Raw genomic sequence first — 17,864 nt, forward strand, 5'->3', positions numbered from 1 at the left:
AGTAAAGGAATATGATCATATGCCAGAAAAAGTAACTGTAATTGGAGGCGGTCTGGCCGGAAGTGAGGCAGCCTGGCAACTAGCAAAGCGTGGAATTGCTGTCGATTTTTACGAAATGCGTCCTAAAAAAATGACCCCGGCGCATAAAACAGACAAGCTGGCTGAATTGGTGTGCACAAACTCAATGCGTTCAAATCAGTTATCTAATGCTGTAGGTTTATTAAAAGAAGAAATGCGTCAGCTTGATTCGCTTATTATGGCAGCTGCTGATCATTCCCAGGTACCTGCTGGTGGAGCATTAGCAGTTGACAGAGAGCAGTTCAGTGATTATGTCACAAGCAAGCTGCTGGCTCTGCCAAATATTAATTTTCATAATGAAGAGATTACCCAGATTCCGCAAGATTGTATTGCAATTATTGCTACTGGTCCCTTGACAAGTGATAAACTGGCTGAAGAGATACAAAAATTTTCAGGCAATGAAAGCCTGCATTTTTTTGATGCAGCGGCACCTATAATTGCTGCTGATTCGATTGATATGGATATCGTCTATAAAAAATCTCGTTATGACAAAGGTGAAGCTGCATATTTAAATTGTCCTATGACAAAGCAAGAATATGAAAACTTTGCTCAAGAATTGATTAGTGCAGAAACTGCAGAAGTACACAGCTTTGAAAATAGTGAGGTTTTTGAGGGCTGTATGCCGATTGAAGTGATGGCGAAAAGAGGCATGAAAACCATGCTTTTTGGTCCCCTTAAACCTGTAGGACTGGAAAACCCAGCTACTGGAAAAACTCCTTATGCTGTTGTTCAGCTTAGACAAGATAATGCTGTAGCCTCGATGTATAATATCGTCGGCTTCCAGACTCACCTAAAATATGGTGAACAAAAACGAGTTTTTGCCATGATTCCAGGTCTTGCTCATGCTCGTTTTATCAGGTATGGCAAAATGCATCGCAACACGTATATGGCTTCTCCAGCTGTATTATCTGCCTCATATGAAGCAAAAAAGCAGCCAGGTCTATTCTTTGCAGGACAAGTGACTGGAGTCGAAGGATATGTTGAAAGTGCTGGCAGTGGTCTGGTTTCAGGGATTAACGCTGCTAGAAGAGCAAGTGGACAAGAACCGGTTGCTTTTCCTAAACTAACAGCTTTAGGATCAATGGCTAATTACGTAACTACTGCTGACATCAAGCATTTTCAACCTATGAATGCCAGTTTTGCATTAATTCCGGGACTTGAAGGTTCCAAAGTGCGCAACAAGAAAGAGCGCCACTTAAAAATCAGCCAACGCGGTCTAGAATGTCTTAAGGAATTTCAACAGGAAGTGCTGCATTAAGATGGATGCTGGAAAAGACAAACTGATAAAGCTGTTTACCTCATATTTGCGTATTGAACGTCAATATAGTCCCAAAACAATAATGTCTTATCAAACGGATTTGCTGGAAGCAAAAAAATTTTGGCAGGAAAATGGCGGCTTTAATGGTTGGTCAAAAATAAACAGACGTGATGTTGAAATTTTTTTACAAAACTTAACAGAACGCAAATTAGCGCGTTCGACGCAGTCGCGTAAAATGTCTAGCCTCAGGTCGTTTTATCACTTTTTAACTAGACGAAAAATTGTTAAAATAGATCCAGCGCAAACAATTGTTTTGCGCACTAAAGAACGAAAGTTACCCCAGTTTTTTTATGCACCAGAAATGAAACAAGTATTTGACTCTTTAAGTGGAAATGAACCCTTGACTTTACGTAATTTAGCATTAATTGAATTGTTTTATACTACTGGGATGAGGGTTAGCGAAGTAAGCAACTTAACAAGAAAGCAAGTAGATTTAGATTTAAAGATAATTCTGGTACACGGTAAAGGTAATAAAGACAGATACGTTGCGTTTGATGATAAAACTAAAGCCGCGTTAGTTAATTATTGGGAAAATGGTCGCGATCAACTTGTAAAAGGTGATGACAGTTCAGATTATGTCTTTTTAAATAATAAAGGCAAACCATTAACGGATCGTGGCATCGAGTATATTATGCAAAGGGTTTTTAATAAGGCTGGCATTAATGGTAAGGTACACCCGCACGAATTGCGACATTCATTTGCTACGGCAATGTTGAATAACGGCGCAGATTTACGCAGTGTACAGGAACTTTTGGGTCATGACAATTTATCTACCACACAAATATACACTCACGTGACTATGAGCAACTTACAGGCAAATTATGAAAAATACTTCACTCGCAATGATAAGAAAGATGAGGCAAAAAAATGACAACAATATGTTCAGTAAAATTTAATGGTAAAACTGCAATTGCAGGAGATGGACAGGTAACCCTGGGTGAAAAAGTAATTGCAAAATCTACCGCTAAAAAGATTAGACGAATTTATCATGATCAGGTAGTAATTGGTTTTGCTGGAGGCGTAGCCGATGCAGTCAGTTTGCAAGATATGCTTGAAGGTAAATTGGAAGCTTTTGGGGGTGATTTGCGCAGAGCTGCTGTGGAAATGGCTCAAGCCTGGCGCAAAGATGCCACCCTGCAAAAACTGGAGGCAATGCTTATTGCTTTTAATGAAAAAGATCTTTTATTAATTTCTGGCAATGGTGAAGTGCTTGAACCAGATGAAAATGTAGTTGCAATTGGTTCTGGTGGGAACTTTGCGCAGGCTGCAGCCATTGCAATGACCAGACATTCGTCCAATATGAGTGCCAGCGAAATTGCTCATGAAGCTGTTGAAATAGCTTCCGGAATTGATATTTTTACTGATAATCAGATTATCACTGACGAATTGTAAAAAACGAGGCAGATAAATAGTATGGAAACAAAAACACCAAAGCAAATTGTTAATTTACTTAATGAATACATTATAGGTCAAGATGAAGCTAAAAAAGCAGTTGCTGTTGCTCTTTATAATCGTTATCGCAGAATGCAGCTGCCAAAAAAAATGCAGGAAGATATCACACCTAAAAACCTGTTAATGGCAGGCCCCACAGGTGTCGGTAAAACCGAAATTGCCAGAAGATTAGCAGCGATTGTTAATGCGCCATTTGTAAAAGTCGAAGCTACAAAATTTACTGAAGTTGGTTATGTTGGTCGTGACGTTGAATCAATGGTGCGCGATTTGGTAAATGAAGCAGTGCGCATGGAAGAAAAAGATCAATTTGACCGTGTTCGCACTCAAGCAACTAAAGAAGCCAATAAAATTTTAGTACGTTTGCTTGTTCCCGGAATCAAGCAGGACAAAAGAAAAAATCAGATGCAGGAATGGCAAGATATGATGTCAATGCTCATGTCAGGAGGTCAGAACAATGATCAGTCTTCTGACGCAGACCAGGAAGAAATAACGGATGATGTCCGCAATCAGCGTCTTACTGTATCTGAGCAGTTAAACAAAGGCCTGCTTGAAAATCGTGAAGTCACTATCAACGTTGAGCAGGCTCCCAAAGTCAATCCAATGGGTGATATGATGGGCCAAATGGGAATCGATTTGAGTTCAATGCTTAACGATTTGGTTCCTAAAAAGAAAATTAAGCGTACATTGGCAGTAAAAGATGCCCGGGAAGTTTTAATTCAACAAGAATCCCGCAAGATGATTGATTATGACTCCCTTTATCAAAAAGCTATTGAGCGTACGGCAAACAACGGTATTATTTTTATTGATGAAATTGATAAAATTACTGCTGGCAATAAGAAAACTTCTGGTGAAGTATCACGTGAAGGTGTGCAAAGAGATATTTTACCAATTGTAGAGGGTTCTACTGTTCAAACTAAATATGGTCCTGTAGCAACTGATCACATACTTTTTATTGCTGCTGGAGCATTTTCTGAATCTAAGCCAAGTGATTTAATTCCTGAATTGCAAGGCCGTTTTCCAATTAGGGTTGAACTCAATGCTTTAACAAAAGACGATTTTGTCAAGATTCTCAAGGATCCTGAAGATTCACTTTTAGAACAATATGTAGCCTTGATGAAAGCTGACGGAATCAAATTAGTCTTTACGCAAGAAGCAGTTGATCGAATTGCTCAAATTGCATATGACGTAAACCAGGGAACTGATAACATTGGTGCCAGAAGATTGTCAACAATTCTTGAGAAGCTGCTGGAGGATGTTTTGTATGAAGGTCCAGATATGTCTATGGGTGAAATTACGGTGACTGAAGCGTACGTTAACGAAAAACTTAGTGATATAATAACAAATAAAGATTTAACTAAGTTCATTCTTTAACAAAGGTGATGATTATGCATGGATTACACTATCAAAAATAGCATCTTACAGGTCAAAATTGCCAGTAAAGGTGCTGAAGTTCAAAGTGTGAAAAGTTTACATAGCGGTTATGAATATATTTGGCAAGCTGATCCTGAAGTTTGGAAGAGACATGCTCCTGTACTCTTTCCTATTGTGGGGAAACTTAAAGATGATGAATATACTTATCAGGGGAAAACATACCACTTATCTCAGCATGGCTTTGCACGTGATTTAGAGTTTAAAGTTGAACGACATACAGAGGAAAGCATCACTTTTTTACTGACGGATTCTGCAGAAACCAGGGAAGTTTATCCATTCAAATTTGAATTGCGTGTGAACTATAACTTGCTTAATAATCTGCTGGAAGAGAATTTTTCTGTCATTAATAAGTCAGATGGTGAAATGATTTTTGGCATTGGTGGACATCCCGGATTTAACATTCCCACAAGCAAGACTTTGTCTAAGGAAGATTTTTACTTCAGTACTAAGCCTTCTCGTGCGCGCGTTCGTATTCCTCTTAAAGGAGCATTTTTAGACTGGCCTAATCGATCTCTGGCCTCGACCAATAGTTTGATTACCCTGAGTGATCATCTGTTTAAAGATGATGCTTTGATTTTTCAAATGCGTGGACACGACAACCGAGTATCTTTAAGAACAGATGCCAATAATTTTCATGTAAATGTTTGGTTAAGGGATGCTCCTTTTGTAGGTGTGTGGTCCCAATATCCTAAGTCTGCAGATTATGTCTGTATTGAACCCTGGTGGGGCATAGCTGACCGCAGTGACACTAATCAAAAATTAGAAGAAAAATACGGCATGAATCACCTTGAAGCTGGTGGCACTTTTACGGCTGGTTTTAGTATGGCTTTTCATGATCAAGATGAATGAGTATAAAAATAAATTATTTAGGTTGAAAAGAAAGCCTCGAGGCTTTCTTTTTTTACAGTTCCCTGTTAACTCAAGCAAAAGCTTTCTTGCGAACTAATGTTCTTATGTCTATAATAAAATAGCTAGCTGAAATCGCTAGCCATACTTATCTGATATACAATCATAATTTATGGTGTCTTTTCTTATACCAGTACCATAAACCAAAGGGAATGATATTCTCTTGATGGTGCAATAATCGTTTAATATTGCTTCTGTGACGAATAAATAAGATAATCATGATGCAGCCCACGATAATTTCAAGATAAATATCGTGAAAGAAGAAAGTTACAATGAATATTAAGACAACTGCAATTAAACTGGACAGACTGACATAAGACGTGATAAAAACCAATGGTAAGAAAATGAGAGCACAGACGCCAAAGAATTTTAGGTTATAGCCCAAGAAAAGCCCGGCACTAGTTGCTACAGCCTTACCACCTTTAAATTTTAGAAAGATGGAACATGTGTGTCCCAGGATGGCTAATCCCCCTGAAATTAACAAAAAATATTTAGGGGCATTGATATGAAAAATTCTAGGCAAATTTGTGGCTAACGTTCCCTTGAGGACATCAACAATGAGAACCACACTGCCTGCAAATGGTCCAAAAACGCGAAAAGAGTTAGTGGTTCCGATATTGCCAGAGCCATAATTTCTAATATCTTCTGCAAAAAATACCTTGCCAACGATCACGCCAGTAGGAAACGAACCTATTAAATATGCTAGAATAAATATCAGAATTAAATTTAAATTTATCATGTATATCCTGCTCTCTTAAAGTCTAATGCTATTTTATCAGAGTTTACAAAGTATGAGGATTAAAATAATAAATGATTTTTAACTGGAGGAGTCTATTTGACTAAAACAAGTAAAAAAACAAATTCTTATGATGACTCATCAATTCAGATTCTTCATGGTCTGGAAGCTGTGCGGAAAAGGCCAGGTATGTATATTGGATCAACTGATGTTCATGGTCTTAATCAGCTTGTCTATGAAATTGTAGATAATTCAGTAGATGAGGCAATGGCCGGATTTGGTAAAGAAATTGACGTAACGATTCATAAAGATAACAGTGTGACGGTACGTGATTTTGGTCGTGGGATGCCTACAGGCATGCATAAATCTGGTAAGCCTACAATTGAAGTTATCTTGACTGTCTTGCATGCTGGTGGTAAATTTACCGAACAAAATTATAAGACTTCTGGCGGACTTCATGGAGTAGGTTCCTCTGTCGTTAATGCTCTTTCCAGTTATATGGATGTTAAAGTTATACGGGATGGAATTGCATACGAAGAAGAGTTTAAAGATGGTGGTCATCCCGTTGGTACATTGAAGCGCTTAGGTAAAACTAAGGAACCTACTGGTACCACCATTACTTTTAAACCAGATGAAAAAATTTTTTCGACTATTAAATATAAATATGAAACTATTCAAGAACGCATACGTGAATCAGCTTTCTTGCTTAAAGGTGTGCGCTTTGTCTTAGTAGATGAGCGTGATCCCCAACATCATGATGATTTTAAATATGATGATGGTATTAAAGCTTTTGTATCCTATCTGAATGAAGGTAAAGATACTTTAAGCGATATTTTTTATTTTTCCGGTAAACAGGACGAAATTGAGGTTGAGTTTAGCGGACAATATAGTGACAGTTATTCCGAAAACTTGGTTTCTTTTGTAAATAATGTGCGTACATCAGATGGTGGCAGTCATGAAGTAGGTGCACGAAGTGGCTTTACTCGTGCTTTTAATGATTATGCCAAAAAACAAGGACTGTTAGGTAAGAAAGACAAAAATATTGATGGCTCTGATTACCGTGAAGGTTTAAGCGCTGTTTTATCAGTTAAAATTCCAGAAGAGCTATTAGAGTTTGAAGGGCAGACCAAGGGCAAACTGGGAACTCCTCAAGCTAGATCAGTTGTTGATGCAATTGTTTATGAAAAAATGTCATATTACCTAATGGAAAAAGGTGAACTGGCACAAGAGCTGGTGAAAAAAGCACAAAGAGCAAGGGATGCTCGTGAAGCTGCGAAAAAGGCTCGTAACGAGAGTAGAAATGGCAAAAAACGCCATAAAAAAGAAGTCCTGTCTGGTAAACTAACACCGGCGCAGTCTCGTAATCCAAAAAAGAATGAACTTTTTCTGGTTGAGGGGGACTCTGCTGGTGGTTCCGCAAAGCAGGGACGAGATCGTAAGTTCCAGGCAATATTACCTTTACGGGGGAAAGTTTTAAACACCCAAAAAGCAAAATTGCAGGACATATTTAAAAATGAAGAAATTAACACCATGATTTACACCATTGGTGCTGGAGTAGGTGCTGAATTTAAAGTAGAAGATTCAAATTACGATAAAGTAATCATCATGACGGATGCCGATGATGATGGTGCCCATATTCAGATTTTGTTATTAACCTTTTTCTATCGTTATATGAGGCCAATGATTGAACATGGTAAAGTTTATATCGCTTTACCTCCTCTTTATCGCTTGCAAAAAGGTCGCGGCAAAAAGGCTCAGGTAAAGTACTCCTGGACTGATGAAGAACTTGCTGCCGATGAAAAGAAAATGGGTCGTGGTTATGCTTTACAACGGTTCAAAGGTCTGGGAGAGATGAATGCTGAACAGTTGTGGCGAACAACAATGGATCCAGAAACAAGGCTGCTTATTCGGGTAAAAATTGACGATGCTGCCTTGGCTGAGCGCCGTGTGACCACATTAATGGGTGACAAAGCAGGTGCAAGGCGAAAGTGGATTGAAGAAAACGTTAAGTTCAGATTAGGGGATAATGTTTCAATCCTGGAAGAAGAAAATGAATAAAGAGGTTTTTAATTAATGGCTACAAAAGAACGAATTCGTGAAATGCCCCTTGAGCAAGTCATGGGTGAGCGATTTGGCAGATATTCCAAATATATTATCCAAGAGCGTGCCTTGCCAGATATTCGTGATGGTTTGAAACCAGTGCAAAGAAGAATCCTTTACGCTATGTTTCAAGATAATAATACATATGACAAGCCATTCAAAAAGGCGGCTAAAGCGGTGGGTAATATCATGGGTAATTTTCATCCCCACGGTGACAGTTCCATTTATGGTGCCCTGGTTCACCTTTCTCAAGACTGGAAAATGCGCGAACCACTAATTGAAATGCACGGTAACAATGGTTCAATGGATGGCGATGGTCCCGCTGCAATGCGTTATACCGAATCACGTTTAAGCAAGATTTCCAACATGTTACTGCAAGATATTGATAAAGATACAGTCAACATGGTTTTGAACTTCGATGATACTGAGTATGAGCCAACGGTTTTACCAGTTCGGTTTCCTAATTTATTAGTTAATGGTTCTACAGGTATTTCGGCTGGTTACGCTACCGAGATTCCACCGCATAACTTAGCAGAAGTAATTGATGCTACTATTTATTTACTTAAAAATCCCGATGCTAAACTAGATGATTTAATGCATTTTGTTAAAGGTCCTGATTTTCCTACAGGTGCCATTGTTTTAGGACAAAAAGGATTACGTGAAGCCTATGAAACGGGTCGAGGACGCATTCAGGTAAGAGCAAAAAGTTCAATTCAGGAAATTAGAGGCCATCGCGAAGAAATTGTTATTACTGAGATTCCTTTTGCTGTTAATAAAGCTTTGTTAGTAAAAAAGATGGATGAGATCCGCTTAAACAGAGAGATTGATGGTATAGCGGAAGTGCGTGATGAAACTGACCGTCATGGTTTATCAATCGTAGTAGAGTTAAAAAAGGGTGCTGATGCACAAAATATTCTGAATTATTTATTCAAGAATACTGAATTGCAAGTTTCCTATAACTTTAATATGGTTGCCATTGATCATATGACTCCCATGCAAGTTGGTTTAAAGCATATATTGTCTTCGTACTTAGAACATGAAAAAGATGTAGTAATCAAGAGAACCAAATTTGATTTAAATAAAGCTGAAGAGCGTCTGGAAATTATTCAGGGTTTGATTCACGCCATGGATATTTTGGACAATGTAATTAAGGTAATTCGAGCTTCTAAAAATAAAGCAGAGGCAAAGAAAAATATATCAGATAAGTTCAAGTTTACTGCACGGCAAGCAGAAGCAATTGTGTCTTTACAGCTATATAGATTAACTAACACTGACGTTGATGCTTTGGTTAAAGAGCAAAGCGAACTAAACGAAAAAATAGCTCGTTTTAAAGAACTTTTGTCTAATAAAAAGATCTTAGATAAAGAAATAATTAAGGAATTAACGACAGTTAAGAAGGAATTTGGCAATCCACGGCGCACTGAAATTTCATCTGAAACCGCTAAGATTCAAATTGATGAAAAAGCATTAGTGGCAGATGAGCAAGTACGTGTTTTAATCAGTCGTGATGGTTACTTAAAGAGGTCATCTATTCGTTCCTGGCAATCTAGTGATGATGAGGATAATGGTTTGCCGAGTGGGGATGACGTTGTATTCGAAAAGACTCTGTCAACGTTAACTAATTTATATTTATTCACTGACCGTGGTAATGTCATTTTTAGACCAGTAAATGAATTAGTCGAAACGAAGTGGAAAGAAACCGGTCAGCATTTGTCTCAGGAAATTGGCTTAAGCGAGAATGAGAACATCATTCGCGTCTTTGATTTTGAACAATTAAACCAAAAACTAAACTTTTTAATGGCAACTAATGATGGTTATATAAAACAATTGGAACTAAGTAATCTCCAGCCTACTAGAACTTACCGTTCACGCGCAATTACTGCAATGAAAATGAAAAAAACAGACAGTAAGGTTGTTCGTGTTGATTTAGTAAAACCTGAAAGTAATAAAGAGATTATTTTATTTACGCATAAAGCTTATGCTGTCCGCTATGATTTGACTGAAATTCCTGCATCTGGTGCCAAATCGTTTGGAGTCAAATCTGTGAATTTAAAGGATGAAGACTATGTGGTTTCGTATATAGTCATAAATCCTGATTATCTTAATTTAATTCGCATAGGTATTATTACACAAAGAGGAGCTTTTAAGCAGTTTAGGGCTGGGCTAGTCAATAAAGTATCCCGTGCCAAACGAGGAGTATTAGTTTTAAGGGAACTTAAAACTAAGCCGCACCGTGTTGCTGCTGTTACTTCGTATGGCCAAGACCATACCCTGCTGATAACAACAACAAGTAGACGGCATATAAAGATTTCGACTTGTGATTATCCTTTGGGTGACAGATATTCTAATGGTTCTTTTGTATTAGATACGACAAGTGACGGTCATCCAGTTAATATAAAATTGGGAAGGCCTTTAAGAGCAGAATAAATTTTTATTTATTTAATGATATTAATAATTTATGGAAGGGCTTCAACAGATTTAAATATTACTTTGACACAAAAGGGTTTTTGATTGATAATAGCATATAAATAGAGCCATATTATTATTAAGATAGAAGGAATAATCTTATGCCTAAAACAGATACAATACTCTCAACCAAATCCCTACATTATTTTTTGCAATTAATTGATACCATGAACTACACTCAAGCTGCTCAAATCCTTGGTATTACTCAACCGGCTTTAACTCAGCAGATAAAGAAAATTGAACATGCAATCGGAACACCATTGTTTGGACAAATGGGGAAAAAGCTTTATTTGACTGAAGCTGGCAAGCAGTTGCAAACGGGAGCAATTAAGCTGCTCGGGACTATTAACTCTGTTGTTAGCGATATACAGGAGTTTACTCAGGCTGACAAAGGCAATATTGCAATTGGTGTTTTAGAAAGCGTCAATTCTGATCTTCTTAGAAAATTTTTGGTTGAATTTAATAACAATTATCCCAATATAACTATCAGTGTTTCTTATTTCAATCGTAAAGATCTTTGGTATAATCTTGATAATAATTTGGTTGATTTAGCAATGCTTTATCTTCCCGAAACTACTAAAAGGAGTCAGGCGAATTTACAAAATCAATACGAATTAATGAAAGTTACTCAAGACAAATTAATTATCCTAACTCACGATAAAAGTGTTGAAGCAGGGAAGTCCTATCCAGTTTCTAAGTTTTTAGGAAAGAAGTGGGTTCTTTATCCAGATAGCTTTTATTTAACTCAGATACTTAAAAACAAGCTCGGCAGTAAGGTGAATGTAAGAAATGGTCTGAACGTTCCTTTAACTTTTACTTCTACCAAGGAGATGGTTGAGACAGCGCAAGATACAGGCTATGATACAATTGTAAGTGACTCTTATTACCGCCTAAATCAAAGTGAAATTAATTTGGTACCTGTATTTTTAAAAGGCATCAAAAAATTCACAATTTCACTTATTTATCGAAAGGGTAAAAAAGAGGTTCCACGTATACAAAACTTTTTGAAAGAATTTAAAAAGTTTTTAGAAGACTGATGTTGCCACATAATCTTGTAAGTTCTTTTGCTGTCAGACAAAAATTTATAATTTGTTCTGTCAAGAATAGCCTTTATTAGGTAAACTAATTATATAAGTAAAATTTTAAAAAGAAAAAGAGGAAATCTAATGGAAAAAGAATTGGTCTTTGGTCACCAAAATCCTGACACAGATGCAATTGGGACAGCGATAGCTTATTCATATTTGCAGAATAAGCTGGGTTACAACACTGAAGCGGTTGCTTTAGGCGAACCTAATGATGAAACAGCTTTTGCATTAAAGAAGTTTGGTTTTGAAGCACCAAGAGTGATCAAAACAGCAGCAAATGAAGTTAAAGAAGTAATGCTTGTTGATCATAATGAACCACAGCAAAGTGTATCAGACATTGATCAGGTTACTGTAACTCATGTTGTTGATCACCACAGAATTATGAATTTCAACACCAGTATGCCTTTATTTTATCTTGCTGAACCGGTAGGTTGTACTAGTACAATTATGTTTGGTCTCTATAAGCATTTTAAAGTTGAAATTCCTAAGAATATTGCTGGTATTATGCTTTCTGCCATTATTTCTGACACATTATTGCTAAAATCACCAACAACTACTGATAGAGATAAAAAAGCCGTTAAGGAACTTGCTGAAATTGCTGGCGTAGATTACGAAAAATACGGCTTGGAAGAATTAAAAGCTGGAACTAATATAGCAAGTAAATCAGAAGAAGAACTAATCGATTTAGATGCCAAATCATTTGAATTAAATGGCAAGAATGTACGAGTAGCTCAAATTAATGTGGTTGACTTGCCAGAAGCATTAGAACGCAAAGAAGCCTTCCTGAAAACTATGAAAGATTCAGCAAATTCAGAGGGCTACGATTTGTTTATGCTGCTTATAACTAATGTACTCGATTCAGACTCAACTGCATTAGTTATAGGTTCAGACGAAGCTTTGGCTTCGTTTGAAAAGGCATTTGGGGAAGTTAAAGATTCAGAAATCAGTTTACCTGGTGTTGTTTCAAGGAAGAAACAGGTTGTTCCACCATTAACTGAAGCATTTAAGTAATTTAAAAAGCACGAAATAGTTAAATCTATTTCGTGCTTTTTTTAATCTTTGTTAATTTCCTTAGCCAAAATAATGAATGATTTACATACTCTTTCAGCTTTGTCAGGTGACATTTTTCTAAGTTCATTAAGAACCTTCTTAATAAATACAGGAGTATTATCTTGGTGATTTTCTACCTTAACTTCTTTAAAGCGGTAAGCATTCATGATAATATCTGGTGTAGTTGTATTTAAAGCTCTGGCAATTGAGTCAAGCTTTTGAATACTGATGTTTTGATTCTTTGTTCTTTCCAAACGAGAAATAAAGTTAACCGATAAGTCACTTAATTCAGCAAGATCCTCCTGGGTCAACTTTTGTTCGCGCCGCCTACGGCATATTTCTTTTCCTAAATTTATACTCATGGAATAAATTCAACCCTTTCAAAAAAATAATTCCATATTCTATAATAACAGATTAATTATAGAATTGAACAATAAAACAAAAATAATAATGAATAAAACACTTGCTTTTGGCAAAATTATACTCAAACTAAATGTTTTAAACTATACCCCACATAGTATTGTAAGCTATTTTTTGGAAAAATAAAATAAAAAAGCACCAATTAATTAAACTTAAAGTGAAAAAGGAAAGAGTGGCAAATATTATATCAAAGCGTGCATTCGCTTGCTAGAGGGGCAAGTAGAAAAGCGCTTAAGTGAAAAAACAAAATCCAATTGTTTTTATATATTTATCAATTGTAGAAAGCGCTTTTATTTATATTTTTACACTTATAACATAAAAACTTTAAATAAATCAATTAATATTGGATATGATAAAAAGGGTTTAGTAATTATTTAATTTACAAATTTCACAAACAATAAGTTTTATTTTGTATAAAGTAAAATAAAATTTTTCTTTCTAAAATTATGGATTTTTTATACAATAAAAAATTTATTCAAAAGCAAATTTAATGACAACAAAAATAAAAAGTTAGTTCTCCAATTACTAATTTAATTCAATAAATTAGATATACTTTGGTGAAGATAGAGTGGAGTCAAATGTAGCTGCTTTTATTGATATAACTTCGTATAATATATATTATGTAAAGTAAAATAAAAAAATTAAAAGAGAGCTTATGAGATTGAGACAAGATTTGCCATACACAAAAACAATTTTGTTTTGAGATTGTTACAGGTCAATTGAGAGCTCGTTAAAATCAAAATCAATGCATAATTTAATCAGTTGTACATTGAATTGTCATTAAGCCTCCTTTAAAACGACTTGAACTTTTTATTGATGAAAGTTTGAGTTGTTTTGTTAATAATACTGAAAGCTAAAAAGTCACACTAATATTTTTTTATGAAGTCATATACGAATAGTTTTGATAATAGTTGAGTAATAATGGTCAAAATTTCAATTTTAAGTATAAAAAGTCTGCTCGCATAATTTTTTTCAAGTTACAAATATGTGTTTGATATTAAACAATTTTTTAGTTGCTTTCATTAAAACTATAATTTTAATGAAAGGTATTAAATTAAGAAACAAGTCCAACTTTTTTGTATTAGTTGGTTGATTTTTAGCAAAACTGAATATGGTCTTTAGATAGGTTTCAATTAAAGTAGAAATTTCTATTTCAAACTTTTTAAAAGATTTATCCTAAAATATCAAAGCAGTATTTTGTTTCATTAAATGTAATTTTCGACTTTTCCTCTCCTCTATCCCATAACAAGTATACACGACACAAACATACATTCTAGTTTTGTTTTATAATGAATCATATAACTTAAAAATTGAAGCTAGGAGAAATTTATTACGTGGAAACAAAGAAATATTTAGATCTAATTGATGAAGAATTAAATAAAATGCCTGATTTTGTTAAAGAATACAATTTTGGCACAAGTCACTCTTTAGCTACATCCTATCAGTATCTAACAGAAATAAGAAGATTTTTTGACTGGCTCCGTCATGAAGGCATTTCAAAGGCTGAAAATAACAAAAGTATTGAAACTCAAACTTTAGCTCACCTGCAACGCAATGACATCATGCTTTACATTAATTATTTAGGTCACACCAAGAATAAGCAAGGCAACTTGAATTCGCCTACAACAATAAATCGGTCTATTAATGCCTTGAGATCTCTTTTCAAGTTTTTAACCATTACTGCTGACAATATAAATGGCAAACCCTACTTTGAACGCAATGTCATGCTCAAAATTGATTCTCTTAATAACACAAAAACTTTAAACTATCGGGCTCATGTTCTTGAATCGCACATGTACACAGGAAAATTAAAATACCAGTTTTTGGATTTTATTGAAAATAATTATGAATTTAAATGCAATAAGCATGCGTTACCAGCTTTTAAAGCAAATAAAGAACGCGATATGGCAATTATTGCTTTAATTTTAGGAACTGGAATCAGAGTTTCTGAGTGCGCAGGAATTGATTTGCCAGACATTAATTTTAAAAAGGCTACGTTGGACGTAACCCGCAAAGGTGGCCAACGAGACAGCGTGCCAATTGCTGAATGGACGTTGGTTTACATCAGAGAGTATAAGAAAATAAGAAAGCAGCGTTATTTGGCAGTCAAAAGCGATTCAGCGTTTTTCTTGACTCGCTGGCATAATAAAACACGTCGGATTACCACAAGTGCTATCGAGAAAATGGTCAATAAATATTCAGCTGCTTTTGGTCATCCGCTCACTCCTCATAAATTACGTCATACAGTGGCTTCTGAACTATATGGGGTAACCAAAGACCAAGTGCTGGTAGCTCAGCAACTGGGCCAAAAAGGAACTTCAGCAACCGATTTATATACTCATGTTGATCAAAAAAAGCAGCGTGCTGCTTTAAATGAGATTTCAAAAACAGATAAAAAGAATAGTGATCACAAAGGGGCTTAATACAAAGCCTTTTTTTATTCAAATTTTGTTTGCCAGTTAGAACTTTGATTCGCTTCAAAACACATTTTTATCTCTGCTGAAGAATTTCGTGGCAATGATAAAGGTGGTAAATTATCAAGTTCGAAAAATGAACATTTATCAGTTTCGGTATTCTTTGAAAACTTTCCACCCAAGTCTTTACACAAAAAGATGACGTTACAAACATTGATAGGTCTTTCAATTCGCTCTTTATCATAAATATTAGTTGAATGATTGTTCACTGCAATAATTTGTTTAACTTCAATTTTATGCCCGGATTCTTCTTCGGCTTCTTTTATACAGTTTTCTTTAACGGTTATGTTAGGTTCACACCAACCACCAGGCATTGACCATAAATTATCTGTAGTTTCTTTAACCAGTAAGATTTTTTGTTTATTGAAAATTGCAGCTCTAGTAGAAACTTTAGGTGTCTGGTACCCATCATCATTACTAAACAAGCCTTTAACAACATTTATTGATAGTCCAGTTTTTGCTGCCATCATTTCAGTGGCAATCTTTCTTACTTGTTCGTAACGCTCCCTATCAAAACGATCATAACCATATTCTATACCGTTTTGAGCAATACTCTGTAACTCTACAGCCCATTTGGTTATCTGATCCATTTGCTTTATCATATATATCCACCCACTTCTGTAACAAAAAAAGCAATCTTGTGAAAGGTTGCTCTTATTTAGTCAAATCTATTTTATCTATGTCAATCATCCAACCAATTGCAAAAGACTTTTCTCCTAGATGCGTGGCAATAACAGGGCTAAATTTCGTAACGGAAATGTTTTGCTCTGGAAATTTTTCTGTTAAAAATGCTTTAGCTTCGTCTACCTGACTGCTATCATTGGAATCAATAATAAAGAGCTTGATTTTATCTTTATAAGGCAATTGATCTATTTTTTTTACCGTTAATTTTTTAATTTTGATAAAAGCTCGTTTCATAGAACGAATTTTGTCAAAAGCTACTATATTGCCGTCTTTGAAAGTAAGCAGAGGCTTGATATTTAGCATAGATCCGATAAAAGCACTGGCATTGCTTAGGCGCCCTCCTCGACTTAAATTGTTTAAATCATTAACTACGAATATTTCATCAATAGTTGAACGAATTTTTTCAAGTCGAGCTAAAATTGTATCCAGATCAAGACCATTTTTTATCATTTTAGCTGCTGCCAAAACCAAATTACCTTGTAAGCGAACAGTCATTCTTGTGTCAATAGCATGTAAATTATATTTCGGATGATTTTCTGCAATATTACATAATGTTTGATAAAAACCAGAAATCCCGCTGGAAAGTGTAATAGCAATAATAGCTTCATAGCCTTCATTATTTAGGCGATCAAAAAGGCGTATCAAATCGCCTGTGCTTGGCTGAGAAGTTTTGGGAAAATCTGCTCCCTCTCTCTGCATTTTGAAAAGTTGATCAGAAGTAATATCAACATTTTCTAAATACTCTTTTTTACCTATAATAATTGGAATTGAAACAACAATAATGTTATTTTTTTCTGCCTCTTGTTTTGTAATGGCGCTAGTACTATCAGTAACTAAAGCAATCTTCATCTAACTTACCTTTCGCTTTTGTCTGTACAACATACAAGAATTATAGCATAAAAAAATAAGTGTTTCGACTATCAACTATAGAGAACTTGTTCTCTCAGCTTTCTGTACCAGTTTAGTAAAAGTTTGGTCAAATGCTCTTATTTCTTGCTCTGTTAAACCATGTAAAAGTGATGCTTCTATCTCTTTTAAAACATTTCTCAGTTCAGAAATTTTTTTCAACCCCAGATCATTTAACAGAACTGTTTTGCTTGAGTCACTTTCTGACCTTCTAATTGTTACAAAACTCATGGTTTTCTTTTGCTGCAATTGTCTGCTTAATGTTGAAAGTGATATTTTTAATTTTTCAGCTAAATCTCCCATTTTTAAAGCAGTATTACCATTATGGTAAAAATAAAGCAAAATTCTGGTTTGCGAAAGATTTAACCCACACTTTTTATTTATTTCGTTTTTAATATTTCCAGCAATTGTGCTAAAAGATAAAACGTCCATTTAACTACCTTTTCTGATTAAAACAAAACATAAAAATATTTTATAAACATAAATTTAAGCAATATTAAAAGCATGAAAATGCATAAAAAGCCAAACGAAAAGTTGTGAAACATTCATGCTTAATTGTATAGTAGTATTTGTTACTATTATTTTTAGCTTATAAATATTTATGTTGATAACTTTAAATCTATATTACCAGTATATCAGTTTTTTGCAATGATTTCTTTAGTTAATCAAAAAATGATTACTATATAATTAGTAGTACTCTATTTTAAGATTATAAATAAAAAATATTTTAAACAAGCACTTATTGCCTAATACTTGGT

At 35.1% G+C, this 17,864-nt stretch carries 15 protein-coding genes; 10 read left to right on the plus strand and 5 right to left on the minus strand.

The genetic code is table 11. The features are described 5' to 3' along the window. The first annotated feature begins 19 nt into the window (after positions 1–19). From trmFO to JF76_RS04930, 5 genes are read left to right on the plus strand one after another with little or no spacing between them, the layout of a single operon-like run. Positions 20–1,336, plus strand: a complete 1,317-nt coding sequence (trmFO, locus tag JF76_RS04910) for a methylenetetrahydrofolate--tRNA-(uracil(54)-C(5))-methyltransferase (FADH(2)-oxidizing) TrmFO (protein WP_045928059.1) — start codon at positions 20–22, stop codon at positions 1,334–1,336. 1 nt (position 1,337) lies between these two features. Next, a complete protein-coding gene (gene xerC / locus JF76_RS04915) occupies positions 1,338–2,267 on the plus strand; it encodes a tyrosine recombinase XerC (RefSeq protein WP_045928060.1) in 930 nt (309 codons plus the stop codon). Beyond that, complete coding sequence (hslV, locus tag JF76_RS04920) at positions 2,264–2,788, plus strand: HslVU peptidase proteolytic subunit (RefSeq protein ID WP_045928061.1); 525 nt, start codon at positions 2,264–2,266, stop codon at positions 2,786–2,788. The genes xerC and hslV overlap by 4 nt, the downstream gene beginning before the upstream one ends. 21 nt (positions 2,789–2,809) lie before the next feature. After that, the gene (hslU, locus tag JF76_RS04925; protein ID WP_045928062.1) at positions 2,810–4,219 is read left to right on the plus strand and encodes an ATP-dependent protease ATPase subunit HslU; all 1,410 of its coding nucleotides are present in this window, start codon (positions 2,810–2,812) and stop codon (positions 4,217–4,219) included. An 18-nt stretch (positions 4,220–4,237) separates the two neighbouring features. Beyond that, positions 4,238–5,128 (plus strand): aldose 1-epimerase family protein, encoded by an 891-nt coding sequence (locus JF76_RS04930; protein ID WP_045928063.1) that lies wholly within the window; start codon positions 4,238–4,240, stop codon positions 5,126–5,128. A 160-nt stretch (positions 5,129–5,288) separates the two neighbouring features. On the opposite strand, the gene plsY is transcribed toward JF76_RS04930, so the two are convergent. Beyond that, positions 5,289–5,924, minus strand: coding sequence for a glycerol-3-phosphate 1-O-acyltransferase PlsY (gene plsY, locus JF76_RS04935; RefSeq protein ID WP_045928064.1), 636 nt, complete (start codon positions 5,922–5,924; stop codon positions 5,289–5,291). A 96-nt stretch (positions 5,925–6,020) separates the two neighbouring features. On the opposite strand from plsY, the gene parE reads away from it, so the two are divergent. The 4 genes from parE to JF76_RS04955 all read left to right on the plus strand — a co-directional run bounded on the left by parE (position 6,021) and on the right by JF76_RS04955 (position 12,583). Further along, positions 6,021–7,979, plus strand: coding sequence for a DNA topoisomerase IV subunit B (parE, locus tag JF76_RS04940; protein ID WP_045928065.1), 1,959 nt, complete (start codon positions 6,021–6,023; stop codon positions 7,977–7,979). Between the two features lie 15 nt (positions 7,980–7,994). Further along, positions 7,995–10,448 (plus strand): DNA topoisomerase IV subunit A, encoded by a 2,454-nt coding sequence (gene parC, locus JF76_RS04945; RefSeq protein WP_045928066.1) that lies wholly within the window; start codon positions 7,995–7,997, stop codon positions 10,446–10,448. A 140-nt stretch (positions 10,449–10,588) separates the two neighbouring features. Next, entirely contained in the window at positions 10,589–11,524 is a 936-nt protein-coding gene (locus tag JF76_RS04950) for a LysR family transcriptional regulator (protein WP_045928067.1), read from the plus strand. Between the two features lie 129 nt (positions 11,525–11,653). After that, the gene (locus JF76_RS04955; RefSeq protein WP_034979178.1) at positions 11,654–12,583 is read left to right on the plus strand and encodes a manganese-dependent inorganic pyrophosphatase; all 930 of its coding nucleotides are present in this window, start codon (positions 11,654–11,656) and stop codon (positions 12,581–12,583) included. A gap of 41 nt (positions 12,584–12,624) precedes the next feature. On the opposite strand, the gene JF76_RS04960 is transcribed toward JF76_RS04955, so the two are convergent. After that, positions 12,625–12,984, minus strand: a complete 360-nt coding sequence (locus tag JF76_RS04960) for a helix-turn-helix domain-containing protein (RefSeq protein ID WP_034979176.1) — start codon at positions 12,982–12,984, stop codon at positions 12,625–12,627. Between the two features lie 1,392 nt (positions 12,985–14,376). Between JF76_RS04960 and xerS the strand changes: the two genes are divergently transcribed. After that, positions 14,377–15,465, plus strand: a complete 1,089-nt coding sequence (gene xerS / locus JF76_RS04965) for a tyrosine recombinase XerS (protein ID WP_045928068.1) — start codon at positions 14,377–14,379, stop codon at positions 15,463–15,465. A gap of 14 nt (positions 15,466–15,479) precedes the next feature. On the opposite strand, the gene JF76_RS04970 is transcribed toward xerS, so the two are convergent. The 3 genes from JF76_RS04970 to JF76_RS04980 form a co-directional block, all read right to left on the minus strand. Then, positions 15,480–16,115 (minus strand): NUDIX hydrolase, encoded by a 636-nt coding sequence (locus JF76_RS04970; protein ID WP_045928941.1) that lies wholly within the window; start codon positions 16,113–16,115, stop codon positions 15,480–15,482. A 55-nt stretch (positions 16,116–16,170) separates the two neighbouring features. Next, entirely contained in the window at positions 16,171–17,049 is an 879-nt protein-coding gene (locus JF76_RS04975; protein ID WP_045928069.1) for a DegV family protein, read from the minus strand. A 75-nt stretch (positions 17,050–17,124) separates the two neighbouring features. Beyond that, positions 17,125–17,538 (minus strand): MarR family winged helix-turn-helix transcriptional regulator, encoded by a 414-nt coding sequence (locus JF76_RS04980; RefSeq protein ID WP_045928070.1) that lies wholly within the window; start codon positions 17,536–17,538, stop codon positions 17,125–17,127. Between the last annotated feature and the right edge of the window lie 326 nt (positions 17,539–17,864).

It is taken from the genome of Lactobacillus kullabergensis (assembly GCF_000967195.1).
GTDB lineage: Bacteria > Bacillota > Bacilli > Lactobacillales > Lactobacillaceae > Lactobacillus > Lactobacillus kullabergensis.